We start from the raw sequence: 23,637 nt of genomic DNA on the forward strand, positions 1-23,637 counted from the left end.
CGCCGGACCGGGTTTCTTCCGAGGCCCAGCCTCCCAGGGGCGCGGCCGCCTCCCGGCGGGCGGCTCCGGCCGGAGGCCGCGAGGTGGGTCGGGGGCGGCTGGTAGAACCGACGCATGCGGCGGATCTCGGTGGCTGTCCTGGCGCTCGCGGTCGTCCTGGCCGGGTGCAGCGACGACGACGGCTCGCCGGACGCCGGCGGGGCCGGGGCCGGCGGGGCCGAGGTGGCCGAGCTCGCCGACCGGCTCGCGGCCGCGCTCGAGGCGGGCGCCGGCACCGCGCCCGACGCCGGTCCGCTCGCCGAGCTGGCCTACCTCGACGAGGACCCGGCGGCGGTCGCGGACGCCTACACCGACGTCGTGGCCGGGATGGACGGCCTCGAGCCGACGGTCGTCGCCGGCGACGTCGAGGAGGACGGCGGGCGCTACACCGCCCCGCTGCAGTGGTCGTGGCCCGTCGGTGCGGGCGACGCGCCCGGGGCCACCTGGACCTACGAGGCGACGGCCGAGCTGGTGCGGCGCGACGACGACTGGCAGGTCGTGTGGCAGCGGTCGGTGGTGGAGCCGAGCCTCGCGGACGACGAGGTGCTCGACGCGACCACGCTCCCCGCCCGCCGCGGCGACGTGACCGGGGCGGACGGCGAGGTGCTGGTCACCGAGCGCCCCGTCGTGCGGATCGGGATCGACCGGGTGCGGGTGCCGGCCGGCCGGGCCGCCCGGGCCGCCGACGAGCTGGCGCGGCTGGTCGGCGTCGACGTGGCGCCGTACGTCCGGGCCGTGCGGGCGGCCGGCGACCGGGCCTTCGTCGAGGCGATCACGTTCCGCAAGGGCGAGGTGCCGCGCGGGGTGCTCGCGGGCATCGACGGCATCGAGGGCGCGCTCGCCTACGCCGACGAGATGGCGCTGGCGCCGACCAGGGAGTTCGCGGCGCCGCTCCTGGGCCGGGTCGGGCCGGTGACCGCGGAGATGGTCGAGGAGCAGCCCGACCGCTACCAGGTGGGCGACGTCGCCGGGGTCTCCGGTCTCCAGGCCCGGTACGACGAGCAGCTGGGCGGCACGCCCGGCCGGCTGGTCGAGGCGGTCGCCGAGGACGAGCCGGAGCAGCGCGAGCTGTTCCGCGTCGACCCGGTCGACGGCGAGCCGCTCGCCCTCACCCTCGACGCCCGGCTCCAGGCCGAGGCCGAGCGGGTGCTCGCCGACGTCGGTCCCGCCAGCGCGCTGGTCGCCCTCCGGCCGAGCGACGGCGCGGTCCTCGCCGCGGCCAACGGGCCGGGCACCGGCGGTCTCAACCACGCGACGTTCGGCCAATTCCCCCACCCGGCTCGACGTTCAAGATCGTCAGCACGCTCGCGCTGCTGCGGGCCGGGCTGACGCCCGACTCCACCGTCACCTGCCCGCCGACCCTCGTCGTCGACGGCAAGGAGTTCGGCAACTACTCCGACTACCCGTCCTCGGCGCTGGGACGGATCCCGCTGCGCACGGCCGTCGCGCAGTCGTGCAACACCGCCTTCATCTCCGAGCGCGACCGCGTCGACGGCGACGACCTGGCCGACGCCGCGGCCAGCCTCGGCCTCGGCGTCGACCACGACCTCGGCTTCCCGGCGTACTTCGGGAGCGTGGAGCCGCCGAGCACCGAGACCGGCGCCGCGGCCGACCTGATCGGGCAGGGCACCGTGCTGGCGTCACCGATGGCGATGGCCGCGGTGGTCGCCTCGGTGCAGCAGGGTGGGCTGGTCGTGCCGCGGCTCGTCGAGCAGGTCGACGTCGCCGACCACGACCACACGCCGCTGACCGACGAGGAGGCCGAGCAGCTGCGCGCGATGCTGCGGCAGGTCGTCACCGAGGCCAGCGGCCGCGGCCTCGCCGACGTGCCGGGTGCGCCGGTGGTCGCCAAGACCGGCACCGCGGAGTTCGAGGGGGAGCGCGGCGTCGAGACCCACGCCTGGATGGTGGCCGCGCAGGGCGATCTCGCGGTGGCGGCGTTCGTGGAGGTCGGCGCCTCCGGCTCCCCGGACCGCCGGGCCGCTGGTCGAGGCCTTCCTGCGGGCCGCCCGCTGACCCGCCGGCCGCGGGTCTCCGCCGCTGCCCGGGTCTCCGGGACCGGACCGGACGGCTCGGGGGGTCTGCCGCCCGGCCCGGCGTCACCGAAAATAAGGCGGGCCCCGCGCTGCATGGGGTCAACGACGGGGCCCGGTCGTCTTCACGAGATGCTCCCTCCGAAGTACGACGCCCCCAACTCTAGCGCGCGGCCGGCGGCGGGGAAGGGGAGCGGGTCGACTTCGTTCGTCGGAAAAGTGTGGTTCGACCCGCTCCGGACGGCGACGCCGGTCGGGACCGGTGCCACAGTGGTGCCATGACCAGCGACTTCGACCTGCTCCCGCCCGACCGCCGCCAGCTCCTCATCGGCGGTGAGTGGCGTGCCGCCTCCGACGGCGGTCGTTTCGACGTCGTCGACCCGGCCGACGGGTCCGTGCTGACCGACGCCGCCGACGGCACCCTCGACGACGCCCGGGCCGCCCTCGACGCCGCGGTGGCCGCGCAGGCGGCCTGGGCGGCCACCGCCCCCCGCGAGCGGGGCGAGATCCTGCGCCGGGCGTTCGAGCTCACGACCGGTCGCGCCGACGACCTGGCGCGGCTGATGAGCCTGGAGATGGGCAAGACCGTCGCCGAGGCCAAGGGGGAGGTCGCCTACGGCGCGGAGTTCCTCCGCTGGTTCTCCGAGGAGGCGGTGCGCGTGCACGGCCGCTGGATGCACAACCCGGCCGGCGGGTCGCGGCTGCTGACGATGAAGAAGCCGGTCGGGCCGTGCCTGTTCATCACGCCCTGGAACTTCCCGCTCGCGATGGGGACCCGCAAGATCGCCCCCGCCGTCGCCGCCGGGTGCACGATGGTGGTCAAGCCGGCCGCCCAGACGCCGCTGACCATGCTCCTGCTCGCCGACCTCCTCACCGAGGCGGGGCTGCCGCCCGGCGTCCTCAACGTCGTCACCACCAAGCAGTCGGGGGCGCTGAGCGAGACCCTGATGGCCGACCCGCGGCTGCGCAAGGTCAGCTTCACCGGCTCGACGGGGGTCGGGAAGGTGATCGTGCGCCAGTCGGCCGACCAGCTGCAGCGGGTCAGCATGGAGCTCGGCGGCAACGCCCCGTTCCTCGTCTTCGCCGACGCCGACCTCGACGCCGCGGTCGAGGGGGCGATGGTCGCGAAGATGCGCAACATGGGGAGGCGTGCACCGCCGCCAACCGGTTCCTCGTCGAGGAGCCGGTCGCCGCCGAGTTCGCCCGGCGCCTCGGCGAGCGGATGGCCGCCCTCACCGTCGGCCGCGGCCAGGACGAGGGCGTCGACGTCGGCCCGCTGATCGACGAGGGCGCCGTCGAGAGCGTCGGCGAGCTGGTCGACCAGGCGGTCTCCGCGGGGGCGACCGTCGTCACCGGCGGCTCCGCCCCCGACGGCCCCGGCTACTTCTTCTCGCCGACCGTGCTGCTCGACGTACCTCCGGACGCCGAGGTCAACCGGCAGGAGATCTTCGGCCCGGTCGCGCCGATCACCACGTTCAGCAGCGAGGACGAGGCCGTCGCCCGCGCCAACGACACCGAGTACGGCCTCGTCGCCTACGTCTTCACCCGCGACCTCTCCCCGCACCGTGCGGCTCGCCGAGTCGCTCGCCTTCGGCATGGTCGGCGTCAACTCCGGCCTGGTCTCCAACGCCGCCGCCCCCTTCGGCGGCGTGAAGGCCAGCGGCTTCGGCCGCGAGGGCGGCTTCGAGGGCATCGAGGAGTACCTCGACACGACGTACGTGTCGATCCCGGCGGGCTGACGGGGGCGGGGGCGGGAGTCGGCGGCTTGGCCGCGGGCGGCGGGGTCGCACCGGTCCCGGCTGGCGCAGATTCATCAAGGTATGCAGGCGAGTCGGCGCCTCCCATGGCGGGTACGCCGTGGGAAGGGCAGGTTCGTCGACATACCGTGATGAATCTGCGGCGACCCGCCCCGACCGCGCCCCGACCGCGCCCCCGACCCCCGGCCACACCCGCCCTGCGACACTCGCCCCATGCGCGTGCACGGGCCGGTGGCGGAGAAGTACGCCGAGTTCGCGGCCTACGCCGACGACTCGCCGTGCTTCCGTGCGTGGGCCGAGGGGGGTGGTCGACGACCCGGAGGTGCAGGCCTGGCTCGAGACGCTGCCGGACGCGAAGCAGCAGCCCAACCTGGTGTTCGCGGCCGCCCGGTGGCACGGGCTCGCCGCCCCCGCGCCGTACGAGGCGCTCCGGTCGGTGCTGCTCGGCGACGACGGCGCGGTGCGCGGGACGATCCTCACCCGGGCGACGCAGACCAACGAGGCGGGGCGGCTGGCGACCCTGACGCCGGTGTTCGCGCTGGCGGCGGCCGGCCGCCCGGTGGCGCTGCTCGAGGTGGGCGCGAGTGCCGGCCTCTGCCTCTACCCCGACCGGTGGCGCTACCGCTGGCACACCGCGGAGGGCGTGCGTGCCGCCGGCCCGCCGGACGGCGTCGGCCCGGTGCTGGAGTGCGCGGTCACCGGCCCGGTGCCGCTGCCGGAGGAGCTGCCGACCGTCGTGTGGCGCGGCGGGATCGACCTGAACCCGCTCGACGTCACGGCCGAGGACGACCGGCGCTGGCTGCTGACGCTGGTGTGGCCGGAGCACGACGACCGCCGCGAGCAGCTCGCCCGCGCGATCGACGTGGCGCGCAGCGATCCGCCCGACGTCCGCCGCGGCGACCTGTTCGAGCTGCTCCCGGCCCGGCTGGAGGAGGCCCGCGCCGCCGTCGGCAGCGACGGCGTGGTCGTCGTCTTCCACTCGGCGGTCGTGGCCTACCTCGAGGAGGCCGACCGCGCGCGGTTCGACCGGACGATGCGGGGGGCTGGTCGCGGACGGCCGCTGCCGCTGGGTGAGCAACGAGGGCCGCCACGTCCTCCCCACCGTGACGGCGACCGGCCCGGAGCCGCCGGGCGGGCGGTTCGTGCTCGGGCTCGACGGTCGCTCCGTCGGGCACACCCACGGGCACGGCCGGTCCCTCACCTGGTGGTGACGCCCACCACGGGCCCTTGACTTCAACTCAACTTCAATTCGTTTCCTTGCGTCATGCACGCGATCCGACTGCACGAGCACGGCCCTGCCGACAACCTGGTCCTCGAGGAGCTGCCGGACCTGCGGCCCGGTCCCGGCGAGGTGCGCATCGCGGTCGCGGCCGCCGGCGTCCACCTCCTCGACACCACCCTGCGGCGCGGCGAGGCGGGTCCGCTCCCGCCCCGCGCCGCTGCCGACGGTGCCGGGGCGCGAGGTCGCGGGCACGGTCGACCTCGTGGGTCCTGGCGTCGAGGAGTCGTGGCTCGGTCGCCGGGTCGTGGCCCACCTGGGACCGGTCCCGGGCGGGTACGCCGAGCAGGCGGTCTGCGAGGTCAGCCTGCTGTTCGCGGTGCCCGACCACGTCGACCTGCCCGCCGCGGTGGCCGCGGTCGGCACCGGCCGGACCGCCGTCGGCGTCCTCGAGCTCGAGCCGCCCGCGGCCGGCGACGTCGTCCTCGTCCCCCTCCGCCGCCGGCGGGCTCGGCTGGCTGCTGGCCCAGGCGGCGCTCGAGGCGGGCGCCGAGGTCGTCGCCGCCGCCCGGGGGCCGGAGCGGACCGCTCGGCTCGCCGAGCTCGGCGCGCAGCTGGTCGTCGACTACGGCGAGCGTGACTGGGCCGCGACGGTGCGGGAGCGGTACGACGGCGTCACCCTGGTCCACGACGGCGTCGGCGGCGTCGTGGGCCGCGCTGCGCTGGAGCTGCTCGCCCCGGGCGGGCGGCTGGCGATGTTCGGCTACTCCTCGGGCGGGCCGACCCGGCTCGACACCGACGACCTGGTCGACCGCGGCATCACCGCCGGCTGGCTCCTCGGCCCGCGGATGGCTGCCCTTCCCGGCGGGATCCCGGGGTTGGCGCGGCGATCCCTCGACCGCCTCGCCGCGGGCCGCTGGCGGCCGCTGGTGTCGACGTACCCGCTCGCCGAGGCCGCCCGGGCGCACGCCGACCTGGAGGGCCGCCGCGCCCTGGGCAAGGTCGTGCTGGTGCCGGAGCCGGCCGCGACGACCCGGCCGGCGACGAATCCGGTCGCGACTGTCGGTCCCGACCTCCAGACTGGAGGACACCGATGACCGAGCAGCTGACCACGACGCCCGACCCGCCCGAAGCGGCCGCGCCACCCCTCGACCCGGGGCCGCGGCGGCTGCCGCGCGCCCTGACCCCGTTCCGGCACGCCTCCTACCGGCGGCTCGGGTCGGCGCTCGTGCTGAGCACGTTCGCCAGCGGCATCTGGGTGGTCGCCCTGGTGTGGGAGGTCATCCGGATCGGCGGCGGTCCCGGTCAGCTGTCGTTCGTCTCGACCGCCGGCGCGGTCGGCGTGCTGCTGCCCGCCCTGCTGGGCGGCGTCGTGGCCGACCGGGTGCCGCAGAAGCTGATCCTCCTCGTCGTCGCCGCCGTCGAGCTCACCGGCATGGGCGTCGTGGCGCTGCTGTCGTGGACCGACGTCACCCAGCTGTGGCACCTGGCCGCCGTCTCCTTCGCCACGGGCGCGGGCATGGCGTTCTACTACCCGGCCTACTCCGCCTGGCTCCCCGCGCTGGTGCCCGAGCGCGACCTGATGGCCGTCAACGGGTTCGAGGGGATGGTCCGCCCGACCATCGGTCAGGCCGTCGGGCCCGGCGTCGCCGGCGTCGTCGTCGGTGCCGTGTCGCCCGCGGCGGCGCTCGGCCTCGCGGCGACGTTCAGCCTGCTCGGGTTGCTCGCCCTCACCACGGTGCCGCTGACCCCGGTGCGGCGCGAGCTGCCCGCGGACGGCGCGCCGGCCGGTGCCGGCAGCGCGGTCTCGACCGCGCTCGCCGACATCCGCGAGGGGTTCGTCTACATGGTCCGCACCCCCTGGCTGCTCGCGACGCTGCTGTTCGCGTCGATCATGATCCTGGTGATGATGGGTCCGCTCGAGGTGCTCATCCCGTTCCTGGTCAAGGACCGGCTCGGCGGCGGCCCGGGCGACCACGCCATCGTGCTCGCCTGCTTCGGCATCGGCGGCGCCGTCGGCTCGCTCGTCATGGCCTCCTTCCGGATGCCGCGCCGCTACCTCACGGTGATGAACCTGATGTGGGGCGTCGGCTGCCTGCCGTTCCTCGTCATCGGCGTGGCCGACGCGGTGTGGGTGGTCGCGGCGTCGGCGTTCGTGATCGGCGTGCTGTTCTCCGCACCGATGGTCATCTGGGGCACGCTGCTGCAGCGCCGGGTCCCGCCCCACCTGCTCGGCCGGGTGGCGTCCCTCGACTTCTTCGTCTCGATCAGCCTGATGCCGGTGTCGATGGCGTTGGCCGGCCCCGTCTCGGAGTGGCTCGGCCTGCGGGTGACGTTCACGATCGCCGCGGTCGTCCCGGGTGTCGCGGCGGCCCTGGCCATCTGGTGGGCCCGGCTGCCCGCCGACGAGCTGGCCCACCCGCTCCGCGAGGAGCCGGAGGCCGAGGAGCCGGGCGCCGCCGAGCCGGTGGCGGTGCCGACCGGCTGAGCCCGCCAGGCCGGCGTCAGGTCGGGCCGGCGACGGCGCGGCCTCAGCGGGCGACGCGCCCGAGGAGGCCGAGCAGTCGGCGGGCCGGGCCGGCGTCGGCGGGCACCCGCACCGGGTCGCCGAACTCACGGTGCTGATCGGGCTGATCGGGCTGCTCGAGGGCCAGCGCGAGGGCCGTCGGCATCAGCGCCTCGGCCAGCGGGTCGGGCAGCGGGTCGCCGCAACCGGTCGTCGTACCGACGTCCCAGCCGTGGACGGCGATCTCGACCGCGGCCAGCCGCGAGACGCTGGCGACCGGCATCGGGCGTCCGCCCACGTCGACGAGTGGTGTGGTCGCGGCCGCCCAGGCGCCGAGCAGGCCGCAGGCCTTCACTTGGAGCGAGCCGATCCGCTCCTCGACCGGCGTCGGCGCGGTGCTGCGCAGGTCGATCGCCCCGGTCGCCCCCTCGGAGAAGGCGTCGAGCGCGTCCTCCATGTGGGCGAGCAGGTCGGCGAGCCGCCACCGGGTGCAGGGGGTGGGCGAGCACAGGTGCTCGGTGCGGACCGTCGCCAGCGTGCCCCGGGTGTAGGAGAGGGCGCGCTCCAGCAGCTCGACCCCCGGCTCGACGATCGCGACGGGTCGCTTCGGTTCGGGCCCGCTCGGGTCGGGCCCGGGCAGGGCGGACATCAGCTCGTCGCGGCCGGCTCGTAGTCGGCCGGCAGCCGGTCGGGCAGGCCGAGCCGGGCGAAGTGCTCCGCGCCGAAGAACGCCGTGACGTGCCGGACCTTCGCGCCGTCGAGGTCGAGCACCTGCACGTGGAACGGCTCGAAGTGGCCCTCGGGCTGCCGCATGTAGAGCCCGAAGGCGGGCTGGCCGTTGGCGCTGGTCCGCAGCATCGGCATGTCGTGGACGCCGCCCGGGCACTTGGAGTCGATGAGCCGGGCGATGTTCTCCGCGCCGCGGTAGTGGTTGAGGAACGGCGGCATGTCCCAGGTCGCGTCGTACTGCAGGAGCTGGACGATCCGGTCGACGTCCTTGCGCCAGAACGCGTCGAGGTAGGCGTCGAGCAGCCGCTGCTGCGCGGCGTCGAGGTCGGGCGCGACGTCGTCGGGAGTCAGCGCCCGGTCGCCGAGCTGGGCGTGCGCGCGCTGCAGCGCGGAGTTGACCGCGGCGGTGGTCGTGTCGAGCGCCGCGGCCGTCTCGGCGGCGGACCACCGGAGCACGTCGCGCAGGATCAGCACCGCCCGCTGCCGCGCCGGCAGGTGCTGCAGCGCCGCGACGAAGGCGAGGCGGATCGTGTCGCGCTCGGCCACCTCGACCGCCGCGTCCGGCACCGGCTCCAGCCACGGGATCTCGTGGTCCTGCTCGAGGGCGTCACCCGCCTGGGAGTCGGCGGTGCCGAGCCCGGCGGGCAGCGGCCGGCGGGGCCGCCCCTCCAGGTTGGTGAGGCACACGTTGGTCGCGATCCGGTAGAGCCAGGTCCGCACCGAGGAGCGGCCCTGGAAGCCCGCCGACGCCTTCCACGCTCGCAGGAACGTCTCCTGCACGAGGTCCTCGGCCTCGTGCACCGAGCCGCTCATCCGGTAGCAGTGCGCCATCAGCTCCCGCTGGTAGCGCCCCGTCAGCGCCTCGAAGTCGGCGAGCTCGGCGCCCGCCTCCGCGGACCGAACCGTCATCTCGCCCGTCCCGGTCGTCACCTGGTCCACCACTGCCATGCTCCCGATCACTGCTCCCGACTCCTGGTTGCCACTCTGCCTGACAGTCGGACCCGGGTCGACCCGGAAACTCATCGCGGCGCTCAGGACCGGGCGGCAGTGAGGGTGAGGGCGCGCTCGGCGGCGGGCTCGGCGAGGACCCGGTCGGCCGGCACCAGACCGACGCGGGTACGACGGTCCAGCAGGTCGTCGGCGTCGGCGGCGCCCTCGTGGGTGACGCCGAAGACCAGCTCGGCGAGCGTGACGGGGACCGCCGGGTCGACGGGGGCGACCAGGTCGGGCTCAGGCAGGCCGGTCGCGGTCGCGGCGGTGTCGAGCACCAGGTCGGCGTCGGCGCCGAACCGGCGCAGCAGCCGGGCGTGGCCGGGAGTGGCGGCGCGGGAGATCCGGGCGGCGAGCTCGGGGCGGGGCAGGGCGCCGGCCAGCGGCAGGGTCCGGGTGACGCAGGGCCCCGCGGCCAGGCCGGCGCCCGCCACCGCCGCGTCGACCGCGTCCTCGGCCATCCGGCGGTAGGTCGTGAGCTTGCCGCCGACGATGGTCACGACGCCCGACCGGCCGGTGAGCACCGCGTGCCGGCGCGACAGGTCCGCGGTCGGGTCGCCGGGGTCGCCGCCGTCGAGGAGCGGCCGGAGCCCGGCGTACGCCCCGACCACGTCGGAGCGCCGGACCGGCCGGGAGAACGACGCGGCCACCACGTCGAGGAGGAAGCCGATCTCGACCTCCGTGGGCGTCGCCACGTCGGGAACGGGTCCGTCGACCGGCTCGTCGGTGAGCCCGACGTAGACCCGGCCGTCGGGCTGCGGCAGCACCAGCACGAACCGGTTGGCGCCGCCCGGGACCGGCGCGTAGACGACCACGTCGAGCCCGGGCAGGGCGTCGCCGCGGAGCACGAGGTGGGTGCCGCGCGAGGGCCGCAGCCGCACCTCGTCCGCCACGGAGCCGGCCCAGACGCCGGCGGCGTTGACGACCGCGCGGGTGCGCACGGTGGTCGTCGCACCGGTGAGCTCGTCGCGCAGCGCCACCTCCGTGGCGCTCGCCGACAGCACCCGCGCCCGGGTGTGCACGGCGGCGCCGAGACCGGCGGCGGTGCGGGCGAGGGTGGTGACCAGCCGGGCGTCGTCCTCGAGCTGGCCGTCCCAGCCGAGGAGCGACCCGCGCAGCGCCTCGGCGCGGAGGCCGGGCACGAGCCGCCGGGTCTCGGCCGCGGTGAGCCGGCGCGGACCCGGCAGCGTGTCGGCGCTGGTGCCGGCGGCGCGGCGGAGCAGGTCGCCCGCGAGCAGCCCGCCGCGGGCGAGGGCGCCCACCGACCGGCTCACCCCTGCGGCGAGCGGGACGACGGTGGGCACCGGCCGGGTGAGGTGCGGAGCGGTGGTCTCCATCAGGACCCCGCGCTCCACCGCGCTCTCGTGGGCGACCCCGACCTGGCCGCTGGCGAGGTAGCGCAGGCCGCCGTGGACCAGCTTGGAGGAGAACCGGGAGGTGCCCCAGGCCAGGTCCCAGGCGTCGACGGCGAGCACGCGGAGACCACGGGCGGCCGCGTCGAGGGCCACCCCCGCCCCGGTCACGCCGAGGCCGACCACGACCAGGTCCACCGACTCCGGCGCGCCCGCGAGGCCGGCCGTGATCCGCCGGCCGCTCACGGCGCCGGCTCCGGCCGCAGCATCCGCGCGAGCAGCAGCCGCAGCTCGTCGTCGAGGGCGGCGGCGGTGACGTCGTCGTCGGTCATCGTGTGCGCGCTCAGCACGAACCCGTGGGCGGCGAGCACGAGGGCGCGGGCGACGGTCACCGGCTCGCCGGCGCGCACGGTGCCGGCCCGCTGGCCGGTCGCGACCAGCTCCTCGAGGATCCCGAGCACCAGCTCCTGCGAGCGACCGCGCCGCGCCAGCAGGTAGGGGAGGATCAGCTCGGGGTCGAGCTCCACGATCCGCACGAACAGCTCGTTGTCGCGCAGCGCCCGCACCGCGCGCAGCACGCCGTCGGCGATCCGCTCGGGGGTGGGCGCACCGTCCGGCCGCGGGTCCGGCTGGGCAGCCGCGACCAGTCCGCCCCACTCCCGGGTCATCAGGTCGCCGAGCAGCGCGGGCATGTCCGGCCAGGTGCGGTAGATCGTCATCCGGGACACCCCGGCCCGGCGGGCCACCTCCGTGAGCGTCGTACGCCGCCAGCCGACGTCGAGGATGCAGGCGCGCGCCGCGTCGAGGTAGGCGTCCCGGGCCGACGACTGCGGGGCCGGGATGGGCTCGCCCGCGTCGTTGTGACGGAGTGACGACATATGTCACACTGTAACACGTGACCGAGCTCCCTCCCGACCAGCGCCAGCCCGAGATGCCGCCGACCCGGTGGGGCGACCCGGCCCACGCCGCCCCGCTGCCCGACGCGGTCCGCGACCTGGTCGGCCTGGTGTTCCCGCTCGCGGAGCGCCCGGCGGAGGACGGCGTGGCGGTGCCTCCGTCGCGGCTCCCCGTCGCTGTCGTCGACGAGCTGCGCGGGCTGCTCGGGAGCGAGCACGTCCGCCTCGACGACACCCTGCGGCGGCAGCGCACCCGCGGCCGCTCGACCCCCGACCTGCTCCGGCAGCGTGCCGGCGACCTCGGCGACGCACCGGACCTGGTCGTCCGGCCCGGCTCGCACGAGGAGGTGGCGGCGGTGCTCGGCCTGGCCGAGCGGCATCGGGTCGCCGTCGTCCCGTTCGGCGGCGGCACCTCGGTGACGGGCGGCCTGGTCGCGCGGCGCGCCGGGCTCGCCGGTGTGCTCTCGCTCGACCTCGCCCGGATGCGACGGCTGCTCGCGGTCGACCCGGTCTCGGCGACCGCCACCCTCGAGCCCGGGTTGCGAGGACCCGAGGCCGAGGCGCTGCTCGCCGGTCACGGGCTGATGCTGGGCCACCAGCCGCAGTCGTTCGAGTTCGCCTCGATCGGCGGGTTCGCCGCCACCCGCTCGAGCGGCCAGTCGAGTGCCGGCCGCGGGCGGTTCGACGCGATGGTCGTCGGCCTCCGCGTGGCGACGCCGCGAGGAGAGGTGCGGCTCGGCACCGCCCCGGCCGACGCCGCGGGCCCCGACCTGCGCCAGCTCTTCCTCGGCTCGGAGGGCGCGTTCGGGGTGATCACCGAGGTGACGGTGCGGGTGCGGCCGCTCCCCGAGGTGCGCCGCTACGAGGGGTGGCGCTGGCCGTCGTTCGCCGCGGGCGCCGACGCGATGCGCCTGCTGGCGCAGGCCGACCTCCTGCCGACGGTGCTCCGGCTCTCCGACGAGGCCGAGACCGCCGTCAACCTGGCGCGGCCCGACGCCATCGGCGGCGGCCAGGACACAGCAGAGGGTGTGGTGGAGGGTGGCTGCCTGATGGTGGTCGGCCACGAGGGCACGGCGGCCGCGGTCGACCGGCAGGAAGCCGCGGTCGCCGAGGTCCTGCGCGGTGCGGGCGGCACGCCGCTCGGACCGGGACCAGGAGAGGCGTGGGTGCAGGGCCGGTACGCCGCGCCCTACCTCCGCGACTCGCTGCTCGACGTCGGGGTCCTCGTCGAGACCCTCGAGACGGCGACCTTCTGGTCCGGCCGCGAGCGCCTCCGCGCCGCGGTGACCGAGGCGCTGGTGGACGCGCTGGGGGAGGGGACGATGGTGCTCTGCCACGTCTCCCACGTCTACGCGACCGGCTGCTCCCTCTACTTCACCGTCGTCGCGGCGGGCGGCGACGACCCGCTCGAGCGGTGGCGCCGGGCCAAAGCGGCCGCCAACGACGCGATCGTCGCCTGCGGCGCGTCGATCACCCACCACCACGCGGTCGGCACCGACCACCGTGACTGGCTGCCCGCCGGCATCGGGCCGCTGGGCGTCGACGTCCTCCGCGCGGTCAAGGCCACGCTCGACCCGGCGGGCATCCTCAACCCCGGGGTGCTGGTCCCGTGAGCCGGCCGACGGCTCCCGCCCGGCGGTTCGCGCTCCTCGTCAATCCCGTCGCCGGCGGCGGCGCCGCACCCCGGGTGGCCGTGCCGCTCGCCCGCCGGCTGCGGGAGGCCGGTGCCGACGTCGAGGTCGCCTACACCTCCGGGCCGGGCGACGCCCGCGACCTGGTGAAGGCCGCGGCGGCCGACGGACGGGTGGTCGTGTCGGTCGGCGGCGACGGGATGCTGTCGTCGGTGGCAGGTGCCGCGGCCGACGAGGGCGCGGTGCTCGCCGTCGTCCCGGCCGGGCGCGGCAACGACTTCGCACGGATGCTCGGTGTCCCGGAGGAGCCGGACGCCCAGGCCGGCCTGCTGCTCGGCGGCACGCCGACGCCGGTCGACCTCCTCGCGGTCGCGGTGCCGGGCCGGCCGGCCGTCCTCGTCGCCGGGTCGGCGTACGCCGGTGTCGACGCCCGGGCCGCCCAGATCGTCGACCGCTCGCGGTGGCTGCCCTCGCGTCTGCAGTACCCGGTGGCCGCCGTCCGTGCCCTCGCCTCCTACCGCCCGGTCGACCTCGCGGTGCGGGTGACCGCACCCGACGGACGCATCCGCGAGTCGGAGCACCGGGCGGCGTGCGTCGTGGTCGCCAACTCCCGCTACTACGGCAACGGGATGGCCATCGCTCCCGGGGCTGCCGTCGACGACGGCGAGCTCGACGTGGTGGTGGTCGAGGCGGGCTCCCGGCCCGAGCTGATCCGCCGGCTGCCCAAGGTCTACGACGGCGGGCACGTGGCGCTGCCGCAGGTGACGGTGCTGCGGGGCACCCGGGTCGCGCTCACGGGCACCTACGAGCGCAGCGGCGCGCCGGTGCCGGCCGGTGCGGACGGCGAGCCGCTGGGCGACCTGCCCGGACGGGGTGCCGAGCCGCTCGAGGTCGAGCTGCGGCCGGGTGCCGTGCGGTTCCTGCGCTGAACCCGCCGGGTCAGCGGGCCATGCTGTTGGCCTGCTCCAGGGTGAGCCGGGCCTTGACGCTCAGCAGCGTCTCGATGATGAGGTCCTGACGACCGTTGTCGAGGCGGCTGATCGGCACGGCGACGCTGAGCCCGTCGACGGCGGGCCGGGAGAAGGGCAGCGCGACGCCGAAGCACCGCACGCCCACGCACGACTCGTCGCTCTCGGTGGCGTAGCCGAGACGCTCGGCGTCCTCGATGATCCCGAGCACCTTGTCCTTCTCGACCACCGTGTGCGGGGTGAGCGCCTCGATCTGGTCGGGCACGAGGGCGGAGCGGGACTCGGCGGGCATCTCGGCCAGGACCGCCCGCCCGAGCGCGGTGGCGTAGGCGGGGAGCCGCCGGCCGACGGGGAGGTGCATCCGGAGCGGGTGCACCGACTCGCGCTTGCCGGTGTAGATGATGCTCAGCCCGTCGAGCCGGCCGAGGTTGACCGTCTCCTCGGTGGCCGCGGAGATCTCGTCCATCGCCGCCTGCGCGCGGGGAGAGGACCGGGTCGCCGGCGAGGTAGGCGGAGCTGACGACGAGCGAACGGAGGCCGAGCCGGTAGACGCTGCCGGTGGGGTCGGTCTGCAGCCAGCCGCGCTCGGTCATCGTCCGCAGCAGCGCGTGGAGGCTGCTCTTGGGGATGTTGAGCCGCGTCGACAGCTGCAGCTGGGTGCCGGGGCCGTTGGCGGCGATCTCGTCGAGGAGGTCGAGGGCGCGTGCGGCCGACTTCACCGGTCCCCGCCGTGCCGTTGGCGGGCTTCTCCGTCTGTAGTTGCATCGCATTACCCCGTTCCGAGTGACGCCCGGTGCGCCGTGTTAGATGATGCCACTCTACGCGTTGTCCACATATATGGACAGGTTTCATCCTCTTGACCGTGACTGCGGTCACGTGTACGGTCCTCGCTAGTTCACATAGACGAACGTAGTTCACAAAGACGAGGAGTACCAGTGATCCAGGTCCGATATTCCACAGCGCCGTCCAGCGCGGAGACGGCCACCACGGCCGAGCTGCGGGACAACTACCTGGTCGAGGACCTGTTCCACGCGGGCGAGGTGCGCGGCGTCTACACCCACGACGACCGCCTCGTCGTCGGCGGGGCCGTCCCGGCCGAGGGCCAGCTCGAGCTGCCCGCCTGGACCGACGTGCTCGGCACCGAGCAGCACCTCGCCAACCGTGAGCTGGGCATCATCAACGTCGGCGGCGCGGGTCACGTGCTCGTCGACGGCGAGAAGTTCGAGCTGAGCCACCTCGACGGCCTCTACGTCGGCCGCGGCAGCGAGGTGACCTTCGCCGGCGCCGACGCCGCCTTCTACTTCGTGTCCGCGATCGCCCACGCGGCGTACCCGACCACCGTCGTGAAGCACGACGAGGTCGAGCCGATGGAGATCGGCACCGCCGCCGGCGCCAGCCAGCGCAGGCTGTTCAAGTACGCCTGGGGCTCGGACCTGCAGACCGCCGCGCTGCAGTTCGGCGTGACCGTGATCTCCGACGGCTCGGTGTGGAACACGATGCCGCCGCACCTGCACGACCGGCGCACCGAGGTCTACATGTACGTCGACCTCGACCCGGAGGCCCGCGTCTTCCACTTCCTCGGTCAGCCCGGCGCGACCCGCCACCTGGTCGTCTCCGACCGGCAGGCCGTCATCTCCCCGCCGTGGTCGGTGCACGCCGGCGCCGGCACCGGGTCCTACGCCTTCATCTGGGCGATGACCGGTGAGAACAACGCCTACACCGACCTCTCCGCCGTCGCGCTGGAGGACCTGTGACCGGGCTGCTCGCGGCCGAGAGTCGCTCTCCCTTCGACCTGAGCGGCTGCTCGGCGGTCGTCACCGGTGCCGGGCGCGGCCTCGGCCAGGGGTGGCCCTCGGGCTGGCCCAGGCCGGCGCCGACCTGGTCCTCCTCGGCCTCCCGGGGAGCCAGACGAACACCGAGAAGATGATCCGCGACCTCGGCCGGGGGGTGGAGGTCGTCGACCTCGACGTCTCCGACCACGACGCCATCGCGGGCGTCGCGTCCGAGGTGCTCGCCAGCCACCAGGTCGACATCCTCGTCAACAACGCGGGGATCATCGACCGGGTCGACACGGTCGACGTCCCCCGCGAGTCGTGGGAGAAGGTGCTCGACATCAACCTGTCGGGCCTCTTCTACCTCACCCAGGAGTTCGGCCGGCCGATGGTCGAGCGCGGCTACGGCAAGATCGTCAGCATCGCCAGCCTGCTCGCGTTCCAGGGCGGCTTCCGGGTCGTGTCCTACGCCGCCAGCAAGCACGGCGTCGCGGGCATCACCAAGGCGCTGGCCAACGAGTGGGGCCCGCACGGCGTGCAGGTCAACGCGATCGCGCCGGGCTACATGGCCACCGACAACACCACGGCCCTGCGCGAGGACCCGGAGCGCTCGCGCTCGATCCTCGAGCGGATCCCGGCCGGCCGCTGGGGCCGCCCCGACGACATCGCCGGTGCCGCCGTGTTCCTCGCCTCCCCGGCCGCCAACTACGTCAACGGTCACGTCCTCGTCGTCGACGGGGGGTGGATGGCTCGCTGACCCGACCGCTCACCGGTCATTCCGTCTGAACCACCTCCGCCGCACCTGCGGCCCGATTGACATCTCGGGACTAACCAACCCGGATCTCCCGGCGTCATCACAGAAAACAGAGGAACGATGATGAAGTTCAAGTCACGCCCCGCTGCCGCGCTGCTCAGCCTGTCGGTCGCGGCGATCGCCCTCGCGGGCTGCAGCGAGGAGTCGAGCGCCGACAACGACAGCTCCGCCAGCGCCGGCAACTGCGAGCCCTCCGAGGTCCAGCTCCTCGGCCAGGTCCGGAACGAGTCCAACCCCTACGAGGCGTCGTGGCTCGACGGTGGCGACGCGTTCGCCGAGTCCGTCGGCCTCACCCAGGAGCGGCTCACCTACGACGGCGACTCCACCAAGCAGCAGGACCAGATCGCGCAGCGCCTCGCGGGCGACACCGAGTGCCTGGTCATGAACGTCCTGCCCAACGGCGACTCCGACACCCCGCCGATCGTCGAGGGTGCCGAGGAGGCCGGCGTCTACGTCGTCACGCAGTGGAACAAGCCGGCCGACATGGACCCGACCGAGTACGACTACTGGCTGTCCCACATCACCTACAACGGTGTGGAGTCCGGCAAGCAGATCGGTGACGCGCTGGCCGAGGCCATCGGCGGCGAGGGCGGCATCATCGCCCTCCAGGGTGTCCTCGACACCGCGGCTGCGAAGGACCGGTTCGCCGGCCTCGAGGAGTCGCTGGCCGCCAACCCGGACGTCGAGCTGCTCGACGACCAGACCGCCAACTTCTCCCGTGCCGAGGCGCTCGAGGTCACCAAGACCCTGCTGACCAAGCACGGCGACGACGTCAAGGGCATCTGGGCCGCCAACGACGACATGGCGCTCGGCGCGCTCGAGGCGCTCCAGCAGGCCGGCCGTGAGGGCGACGTGGCCGTCGTCGGCATCGACGCCGTCCCGGACGCGCTCACCGCGATCGAGAACGGCAGCATGACCGCCACCGTCTCCAGCGACGGTCCGTGGCAGGGGTGCCGTGGGTCTGGCCATCGGCTACTGCGTCGCCACCGGCGAGCTCTCGGTCGACGACATCGCCGACGAGAACCGCGCGTTCTTCGCCGAGCAGTTCCTCATCACCGAGGAGAACGTCGCCGAGTTCCAGTCGCCGGAGACCGACCCGGCCGACTTCGAGTGCGGCAACGTCTTCAACCGGGTGGCGGGTTCCCTGTAATGACCCTGACATCCCCCCGCCGAGGACGTCGACGTCGTGACGGCGCGCCCCCAGCCTCGGCGGGGGTGTCGCTCCGGGACGCCGGTCCTCCGATCGCGCTGGTCGTCATCTTCTGCGTGTTCGCGGCCCTGAGCCCCGAGTTCCGCAGCTTCAGCAACGTCCAGAACATCATGGACGCCGCCGCAGTGCTGGGCGTCGTCACGTGCGGCATCACGTTCGTGCTGATGATGGGGTCGATCGACCTCTCGGCACCGGGCGTGATGGGGGCCTCGGCCCTCGCCGTCGCACTGCTCGTGGAGAACAACCGCAACGGCAACGACCTGGGGCTGCTGGGGGTGGCGATCGCGGTCCTGCTCGCGGCCGGCCTCGGCTGCCTCAGCGGCCTGGCCCTGGTGATGCTCAAGGTGCCGTCGTTCATGACGACCCTCGGTGTGTCCGCCGTGGGGCTCGGCCTCGCGACGCTGATGTTCAACGGGGTCCAGCCCAACATCAGCGACGCAACCCTGGAGAGCTGGGCCGTCGACCGGTTCCTCGGCTTCTCCTACCTGACCTGGATCGCCGCGGGCTGCGTGCTCGTCGGCTACCTGATCCAGCGCTACACCCGCCTCGGCCGCTACGCGTTCGCGATCGGCGGTGCCGAGGAGGTGCTGTCCCCTCTCGGGCGTGAAGGTCGCGCCCTACAAGGTGGTCGTCTTCACCCTGGCCGGCGCCTTCTACGGCCTCGGTGGCGTGATGGTCACCAGCCAGCTCGGCGCCGGCCTCGTCCAGGCCGGCGACGGCTACGACTTCTCCGCCATCACCGCGGCCGTCGTGGGCGGCACCCTCCTGACCGGTGGCCGGGGCGGCATCCTCCACTCGGCCGTCGGCGTCCTCCTCATCATGGTGCTGACCAACGGCCTGGTGCAGGTCGGCGTCAGCCCCTACTGGCAGGGCGGCGTGCAGGGCCTGATCGTCGTCGCCGCGGTCGCCGCCGCGGTCATCCCGCAGCGTCGAAGGAACCAGGTGGTCAAGTGAGCATCGACCAGCAGCCGCAGGCCGAGACCACGACGCCGGCCCCCGTGCCGGCGCTCGAGGTCCGCGGTCTCGTCAAGCACTACCCGGGCGTCAAGGCGCTCGACGGTGTCGACCTCGTCGTCAAGCAGCACGAGGTGCTCGGCCTGGCCGGCGAGAACGGCGCCGGCAAGTCCACCCTCCTCAAGGCGCTGGTCGGCCTGGTGAAGCCCGACCGCGGCGACATCTACGTCCGCGGCGAGAAGGTGCGGCTCCGCAGCGTCGACGACGCGGCCAGCCACGGCATCGGCATGGTCTTCCAGGAGCAGTCGCTGGTGCCCAACCTCACCGCCGCCGAGAACATCGTGCTCGGCTGCGAGGGGCCGGGCGTCCGGGGCGGCGTCTACCGCTGGGACCGGATGCGCAAGCTGGCCCAGGAGCAGCTCGACAAGCTCGGGTCGCACATCGACCCGCTCGCGCGCACCGACACGCTCAACTTCGCCGACCGGCAGATGGTCGAGATCGCCAAGGTGCTGCGCATCGAGCAGCGCAGCCAGCACCCGCCGGTGATCATCCTCGACGAGCCCACCTCGGTGCTGGAGTCGAAGGAGATCGAGACCCTCTTCACCCAGATCCGGCGGCTGCGCGAGTTCGCCTCGGTGGTCTTCGTGTCGCACCGGCTCGACGAGGTGCTCGACGTCTGCGACCGGGTCGCGGTCCTGCGCAGCGGCCAGTCGGTCGGCGAGGTGCAGACGGCCGGCGCCGCGCCGGCCGAGCTGCACCGGATGATGATCGGCTCCACCGGGTCCGACGACCACTACCACGAGAACCTGGCCGAGCGGCCCGCGGAGCCCAAGCCGATGCTCAGCGTCCGCGGCCTGACCGCCAAGACGTTCCGCGACGTCGACCTCGACGTCCATGCCGGCGAGATCGTGGGCGTCGTGGGTGTCCACGGCTCGGGCCGCGAGGACCTCTGCCGGGCGCTGTTCGGCGCCGAGCCGACGACGGCCGGCGAGATCACCCTCGACGGCAAGAAGCTCGAGCTCAGCGGCACCCGCGCCGCGTGTGCGGCCGGCATCGGCTACGTGCCGGCCGAGCGCAAGACCGAGGGCATGGTCGGTCCGATGTCGGTGGCGGAGAACATGACGCTCACCAAGCAGAAGGCGCGGTGCACGGGCCCGCTGGTCTCGCCGAAGAAGCAGGCCACGCTCGTCGACCGCTGGATCGAGCGGCTCTCCATCCGGACGCCGCACCGCGGCACCGCCATCCAGCGGCTCTCCGGCGGCAACCAGCAGAAGGTCGTCCTCGCCCGGTGGCTGGTCTCGGGCGACGTACGCCTGCTGCTGCTCGACCACCCGACCCGCGGCCTCGACATCGGGGCCCGGTCGGAGGTCTACCGCCTGATGCGCGAGCTCGCCAACAGCGGCGTCGCCACCGTGCTGCTCGCCGACAGCCTCGAGGAGGCCATCGGCATGTCCGACCGGATCGTCGTGATGAGCGACGGCCGGGTGACCACCGAGGTGGGCTGCCCGTCGGGCGCGAAGCCGACCCCCCTCGACCTCGTCAAGGAGATGGTCTAGCCGTGTCCACCCCCGTCATCGCCGAGCCGGCGGCGGCCGCTGCCGCCGCCAAGGGTGGCCCGACCCTCGGGCAGCGGCTCACCTCCTTGATGCCGGTCATCGCGCTGGTGGCGCTCCTCGGAGCGCTCACCATCGCCGACCCGGACTTCTTCACCCAGCGGAGCCTGACCGCCGCCGCCCGCACCGCGTCACCGCTGATCGTGCTGGCGGCCGGGGCGACGCTGGTCGTCCTCTGCGGCGGCATCGACCTGTCGATCGCTGCGTTGGCGTCGCTGTCGACGGTATTCTTCGCCATGTGGCTGCCCGACCTGGGCGGCCTCACCACCTTCGCGGTGATCGGCGTGGCGGCCGCGATCGGCGCGGTGCAGGGCATCGCGCACGTCTTCCTGCGGATACCGTCGTTCATCGTGACGCTCGGCGGGATGAGCATCTTCTCCGCCATCGCCCTGGTCGTCTCCGACGCCGGGCCGATCCGGATCGTCGACCGCGACGCCACCTCGTGGCTCAACATGTACGTCGGCGGCTACATCCCCGTGTCGGTCGTCGTCGCGGTGGTCGTGGTCGCCGCCATCTCGCTGGTGCTCCGGCTGACCCCGCTGCAGAGCTGGATCACCGCCACGGGCTACTCCGAGTCGGCCGCCCGGCTGGCCGGCACCCCGGTCGACCTGGTCAAGATCGGCGCGTTCTGCGTCTCCGGCGCGTGCGCCGGACTCGCGGCGATCATGCTCGTGTCGCGCAACTTCAGCGGCAGCCCGACCATGGCCGACAACCTGCTGCTCCCCGCCGTCGCGGCGATCGTCGTCGGCGGCACCGCGATCACCGGCGGCCACGGCAGCGTGTGGCGCAGCCTCGCCGGTGCGCTCGTCGTGAGCCTGCTCCGCGTGGGCCTCCCGATCGTCGGCGTGCCGTCGGCGTACGAGCAGATCCTGTACGGCGCGATCATCGTCGCGGCCGTCGCGTTGACCCTCGACCGCTCGAAGGTGCTGATCATCAAGTAAGCAGCGATCCCACCCGATCCAACATCCCTGTCAACGATCGACACACCCAACGATCCGACTGCCAAGGAAAGGCAACATGACCACCGTCACCAGTGACCACTCCGAGCTCCTTCCCGCCGTGCGCGACTTCCTGGCCAAGCCCAAGCAGCTGCTCATCGACGGCGAGTGGGTCGACGCCCAGGACGGCCGCACGTTCGCGACGATCAACCCGGCGACCGAGGAGGAGCTGACCCAGGTCGCCCAGGGCGCCGCCGCCGACGTCGACCGCGCGGTCCGTGCCGCGCGTCGCGCGTTCGAGGCCGGCTCGCCGTGGGCCCGGATGAGCCCCCGCGAGCGCTCGCACCTGCTGTGGCGCATCGGCGACATGATCGACGAGCGGGCGCAGGAGTTCGCCCAGCTCGAGTCGCTCGACAACGGCAAGCGCCTCGAGGCCGCCCTCGGCGACGTGGGCGTCGCCGCCGAGCTGTTCCGCTACTTCGCCGGGTGGGCGACCAAGATCGAGGGCACCACCATCCCGATGTCGGTGCCGGGCCGTGAGTTCCACGCCTACACCCGCCGCGAGCCGATCGGCGTCGTCGCCGGCATCGTGCCGTGGAACTTCCCGCTCACGATGGCCTGCTTCAAGGTCATCCCGGCGATCACCGCCGGCAACACCGTGGTGCTCAAGCCCGCCGAGCAGACCCCGCTGAGCGCCCTGCGCCTCGGCGAGCTGCTCCTCGAGGCCGGCGTCCCCGCCGGTGTCGTCAACGTCGTCCCCGGCTTCGGTGACGCCGGTGCCGCGCTGGTCGACCACCCGGGCGTCGACAAGGTCGCCTTCACCGGCAGCACCGAGGTCGGCAAGAAGATCGCCGCGGGTGCCTCCAAGAACCTGAAGAAGGTGTCGCTGGAGCTCGGCGGCAAGGCGCCGAACATCATCTTCGCCGACGCCGACCTCGACGCCGCGGTGGCCGGTGCCGCCCTGGCGGGCTACTTCAACGAGGGCCAGTGCTGCGTCAACGGCTCGCGCCTCTACGTGCAGCGGGCGGTCTTCGACGAGGTGATCGAGGGCGTCGCCGCGGCGGCGCGCGCGATCAAGGTCGGCGACGCGTTCGACCCGAGCACCGACATGGGTCCGCTGGTCTCCCAGGAGCAGCACGAGAAGGTCATGGGCTACGTCCGGGGCGCCATCGCCGACGGTGCGACCGTCGTCGCCGGCAGCGGCGACCCGGCCGCCGACCGTGGCTACTTCTTCCAGCCGACGCTGATCAAGGACGTCACCGAGGACATGGCCGTCCAGACCGACGAGATCTTCGGTCCGGTCGTGACCGCGATCCCGTTCGACACCGAGGACGAGGTCGTCGCCGCGGCCAACAACACCGTCTACGGCCTCGCCGCCGGTGTCTGGTCGCGCGACCTCGGCACGGCGCACCGCGTCGGCTCCAAGCTGCGCGCGGGCACGGTGTGGCTCAACACCTGGCACGCCGACGACGTCACCCTGCCCCGTGGCGGCTACAAGCAGTCCGGCTGGGGCCGCGAGCTCGGTTCGTTCGGTCTCGACGACTACACCGAGCTCAAGACCGTCATCGCCGAGCTGCGCTGATGGCCGGTGTGCTGGGGGGCCACCAGGTGGTCCCCGTGGTGGTGCTCGACGACCCGGGCCGCGCCGATGACCTCGGCGCCGCCCTGGTCGCCGGCGGCCTGCCGGTCGCCGAGGCTACCTTCCGCACGCCGGAGGCCGCCGCCGTCCTGCGGCGGCTGGCCGAGCGCTCCGACCTGCTGGTCGGTGCCGGCACCGTCATCACGGCCGACCAGGTCGACCAGGCGCACGACGCGGGTGCCCGCTTCATCGTGTCGCCCGGCCTGAGCACGGCGGTCGTCCGCCGTGCCCAGGAGCTCGACCTGCCGGTCTTCCCCGGGGTGAGCTCGGCGACCGAGATCATCGCCGCGCTCGACCTGGGTCTCGACACCGTGAAGTTCTTCCCCGCGGAGGCCAACGGCGGGCTGCCGACCATCAAGGCGCTCGCCGCCGCGTTCCCCCAGGTGCGGTTCGTGCCGACCGGCGGCATCACCGCCGACAGCGCGCCGTCGTACCTGGCGCACCCGGCGGTCTCGGCCGTGGGCGGCAGCTGGATGGTCGCACCCGGCCTCCTCGCCGCCGGGCAGTGGGACGAGGTCACCGCGCTGCGCGGCGACCGTCGCCGCCTGCCAGCCGGCCTCCCCCACCCTTGAAGGAG

The 23,637-nt window shown here is 74.1% G+C and carries 19 protein-coding genes and 4 pseudogenes; 17 read left to right on the forward strand and 6 right to left on the reverse strand.

What is annotated here, in order from left to right; translation table 11 throughout:
* The first annotated feature begins 114 nt into the window (after window positions 1-114).
* The 7 genes and pseudogenes from MF408_RS09990 (at window position 115) to MF408_RS10020 (ending at window position 7,536) form a co-directional block, all read left to right on the forward strand.
* Entirely contained in the window at window positions 115-1,368 is a 1,254-nt protein-coding gene (locus MF408_RS09990) for an NTF2-like N-terminal transpeptidase domain-containing protein (protein WP_240251245.1), read from the forward strand.
* Window positions 1,365-2,354, forward strand: coding sequence for a penicillin-binding transpeptidase domain-containing protein (locus MF408_RS09995; protein WP_240251812.1), 990 nt, complete (start codon window positions 1,365-1,367; stop codon window positions 2,352-2,354). The genes MF408_RS09990 and MF408_RS09995 overlap by 4 nt, the downstream gene beginning before the upstream one ends.
* Window positions 2,351-3,811: pseudogene (locus MF408_RS10000) on the forward strand (NAD-dependent succinate-semialdehyde dehydrogenase). The gene MF408_RS09995 and the pseudogene MF408_RS10000 overlap by 4 nt, the downstream one beginning before the upstream one ends.
* Window positions 3,812-4,115: 304 nt before the next feature.
* A complete protein-coding gene (locus tag MF408_RS10005; RefSeq protein ID WP_240251246.1) occupies window positions 4,116-5,060 on the forward strand; it encodes a DUF2332 domain-containing protein in 945 nt (314 codons plus the stop codon).
* A gap of 217 nt (window positions 5,061-5,277) precedes the next feature.
* Window positions 5,278-5,688, forward strand: a complete 411-nt coding sequence (locus MF408_RS10010; RefSeq protein ID WP_240251814.1) for a hypothetical protein — start codon at window positions 5,278-5,280, stop codon at window positions 5,686-5,688.
* On the forward strand, window positions 5,570-6,145 hold the full coding sequence (locus tag MF408_RS10015) for a zinc-binding dehydrogenase (RefSeq protein WP_240251816.1): 576 nt from the start codon (window positions 5,570-5,572) through the stop codon (window positions 6,143-6,145). The genes MF408_RS10010 and MF408_RS10015 overlap by 119 nt, the downstream gene beginning before the upstream one ends.
* Window positions 6,142-7,536, forward strand: a complete 1,395-nt coding sequence (locus MF408_RS10020) for an MFS transporter (RefSeq protein WP_240251247.1) — start codon at window positions 6,142-6,144, stop codon at window positions 7,534-7,536. The genes MF408_RS10015 and MF408_RS10020 overlap by 4 nt, the downstream gene beginning before the upstream one ends.
* A gap of 43 nt (window positions 7,537-7,579) precedes the next feature.
* Here MF408_RS10020 and MF408_RS10025 read toward each other — a convergent pair whose 3' ends face one another.
* The 4 genes from MF408_RS10025 to MF408_RS10040 form a co-directional block, all read right to left on the reverse strand.
* Window positions 7,580-8,203 (reverse strand): TIGR03086 family metal-binding protein, encoded by a 624-nt coding sequence (locus MF408_RS10025; protein ID WP_240251248.1) that lies wholly within the window; start codon window positions 8,201-8,203, stop codon window positions 7,580-7,582.
* Complete coding sequence (locus MF408_RS10030) at window positions 8,203-9,231, reverse strand: sigma-70 family RNA polymerase sigma factor (RefSeq protein WP_275693392.1); 1,029 nt, start codon at window positions 9,229-9,231, stop codon at window positions 8,203-8,205. The genes MF408_RS10025 and MF408_RS10030 overlap by 1 nt, the downstream gene beginning before the upstream one ends.
* Window positions 9,232-9,314: 83 nt before the next feature.
* Window positions 9,315-10,871: a glycerol-3-phosphate dehydrogenase/oxidase gene (locus MF408_RS10035; RefSeq protein ID WP_240251249.1), complete on the reverse strand. Its 1,557-nt coding sequence runs from the start codon at window positions 10,869-10,871 to the stop codon at window positions 9,315-9,317.
* A complete protein-coding gene (locus MF408_RS10040; RefSeq protein ID WP_240251250.1) occupies window positions 10,868-11,503 on the reverse strand; it encodes a TetR/AcrR family transcriptional regulator in 636 nt (211 codons plus the stop codon). Before MF408_RS10040 ends, MF408_RS10035 begins: the two co-directional genes overlap by 4 nt.
* 17 nt (window positions 11,504-11,520) lie before the next feature.
* Between MF408_RS10040 and MF408_RS10045 the strand changes: the two genes are divergently transcribed.
* Together MF408_RS10045 and MF408_RS10050 are read left to right on the forward strand one after the other, a co-directional pair.
* On the forward strand, window positions 11,521-13,134 hold the full coding sequence (locus MF408_RS10045) for an FAD-binding oxidoreductase (protein ID WP_240251251.1): 1,614 nt from the start codon (window positions 11,521-11,523) through the stop codon (window positions 13,132-13,134).
* The gene (locus MF408_RS10050) at window positions 13,131-14,081 is read left to right on the forward strand and encodes a diacylglycerol kinase family protein (protein WP_240251252.1); all 951 of its coding nucleotides are present in this window, start codon (window positions 13,131-13,133) and stop codon (window positions 14,079-14,081) included. The genes MF408_RS10045 and MF408_RS10050 overlap by 4 nt, the downstream gene beginning before the upstream one ends.
* A 10-nt stretch (window positions 14,082-14,091) precedes the next feature.
* Here the strand turns inward: MF408_RS10050 and MF408_RS10055 are convergent, their stop codons facing one another.
* Window positions 14,092-14,586 carry an IclR family transcriptional regulator C-terminal domain-containing protein gene (locus tag MF408_RS10055; protein ID WP_240251253.1) on the reverse strand — a complete coding sequence of 165 codons (495 nt, stop codon included), beginning with the start codon at window positions 14,584-14,586 and terminating at the stop codon, window positions 14,092-14,094.
* A gap of 154 nt (window positions 14,587-14,740) precedes the next feature.
* A pseudogene (locus MF408_RS10060) lies at window positions 14,741-14,890 on the reverse strand (hypothetical protein); the annotation flags it as partial.
* 165 nt (window positions 14,891-15,055) lie between these two features.
* Here MF408_RS10060 and kduI point away from each other — a divergent pair.
* The 8 genes and pseudogenes from kduI to eda all read left to right on the forward strand — a co-directional run bounded on the left by kduI (window position 15,056) and on the right by eda (window position 23,632).
* Window positions 15,056-15,874 (forward strand): 5-dehydro-4-deoxy-D-glucuronate isomerase, encoded by an 819-nt coding sequence (kduI, locus tag MF408_RS10065; protein WP_240251254.1) that lies wholly within the window; start codon window positions 15,056-15,058, stop codon window positions 15,872-15,874.
* A 91-nt stretch (window positions 15,875-15,965) separates the two neighbouring features.
* Entirely contained in the window at window positions 15,966-16,649 is a 684-nt protein-coding gene (locus tag MF408_RS10070; protein ID WP_275693393.1) for an SDR family oxidoreductase, read from the forward strand.
* A gap of 120 nt (window positions 16,650-16,769) precedes the next feature.
* Window positions 16,770-18,446 (forward strand): annotated as a pseudogene (locus MF408_RS10075) (substrate-binding domain-containing protein); the annotation flags it as partial.
* 94 nt (window positions 18,447-18,540) lie between these two features.
* On the forward strand, window positions 18,541-18,870 hold the full coding sequence (locus tag MF408_RS25240) for a hypothetical protein (RefSeq protein ID WP_275693459.1): 330 nt from the start codon (window positions 18,541-18,543) through the stop codon (window positions 18,868-18,870).
* Window positions 18,871-18,980: 110 nt separating this feature from the next.
* A pseudogene (locus MF408_RS10080) lies at window positions 18,981-20,426 on the forward strand (sugar ABC transporter ATP-binding protein); the annotation flags it as partial.
* Between the two features lie 2 nt (window positions 20,427-20,428).
* Complete coding sequence (locus tag MF408_RS10085; protein ID WP_240251255.1) at window positions 20,429-21,424, forward strand: ABC transporter permease; 996 nt, start codon at window positions 20,429-20,431, stop codon at window positions 21,422-21,424.
* A gap of 76 nt (window positions 21,425-21,500) precedes the next feature.
* Window positions 21,501-23,003: an aldehyde dehydrogenase family protein gene (locus MF408_RS10090; RefSeq protein WP_240251256.1), complete on the forward strand. Its 1,503-nt coding sequence runs from the start codon at window positions 21,501-21,503 to the stop codon at window positions 23,001-23,003.
* Window positions 23,003-23,632, forward strand: a complete 630-nt coding sequence (gene eda / locus MF408_RS10095) for a bifunctional 4-hydroxy-2-oxoglutarate aldolase/2-dehydro-3-deoxy-phosphogluconate aldolase (RefSeq protein ID WP_240251257.1) — start codon at window positions 23,003-23,005, stop codon at window positions 23,630-23,632. The genes MF408_RS10090 and eda overlap by 1 nt, the downstream gene beginning before the upstream one ends.
* Window positions 23,633-23,637 lie beyond the last annotated feature (5 nt).

The sequence above is a fragment of the Nocardioides sp. TF02-7 genome, from assembly GCF_022437945.1.
Taxonomy (GTDB): Bacteria; Actinomycetota; Actinomycetes; order Propionibacteriales; family Nocardioidaceae; genus Nocardioides.

Bases quoted from the DNA above. Each gene is read 5' to 3' on its own strand.
- MF408_RS10030 (WP_275693392.1), bottom strand. From the start codon at position 9,231: ATGGCAGTGGTGGACCAGGTGACGACCGGGACGGGCGAGATGACGGTT.
- MF408_RS10090 (WP_240251256.1), top strand. From the start codon at position 21,501: ATGACCACCGTCACCAGTGACCACTCCGAGCTCCTTCCCGCCGTGCGC.
- MF408_RS10025 (WP_240251248.1), bottom strand. From the start codon at position 8,203: ATGTCCGCCCTGCCCGGGCCCGACCCGAGCGGGCCCGAACCGAAGCGA.
- MF408_RS09990 (WP_240251245.1), top strand. From the start codon at position 115: ATGCGGCGGATCTCGGTGGCTGTCCTGGCGCTCGCGGTCGTCCTGGCC.
- MF408_RS10055 (WP_240251253.1), bottom strand. From the start codon at position 14,586: ATGGACGAGATCTCCGCGGCCACCGAGGAGACGGTCAACCTCGGCCGG.
- MF408_RS10020 (WP_240251247.1), top strand. From the start codon at position 6,142: ATGACCGAGCAGCTGACCACGACGCCCGACCCGCCCGAAGCGGCCGCG.
- eda (WP_240251257.1), top strand. From the start codon at position 23,003: ATGGCCGGTGTGCTGGGGGGCCACCAGGTGGTCCCCGTGGTGGTGCTC.
- MF408_RS10040 (WP_240251250.1), bottom strand. From the start codon at position 11,503: ATGTCGTCACTCCGTCACAACGACGCGGGCGAGCCCATCCCGGCCCCG.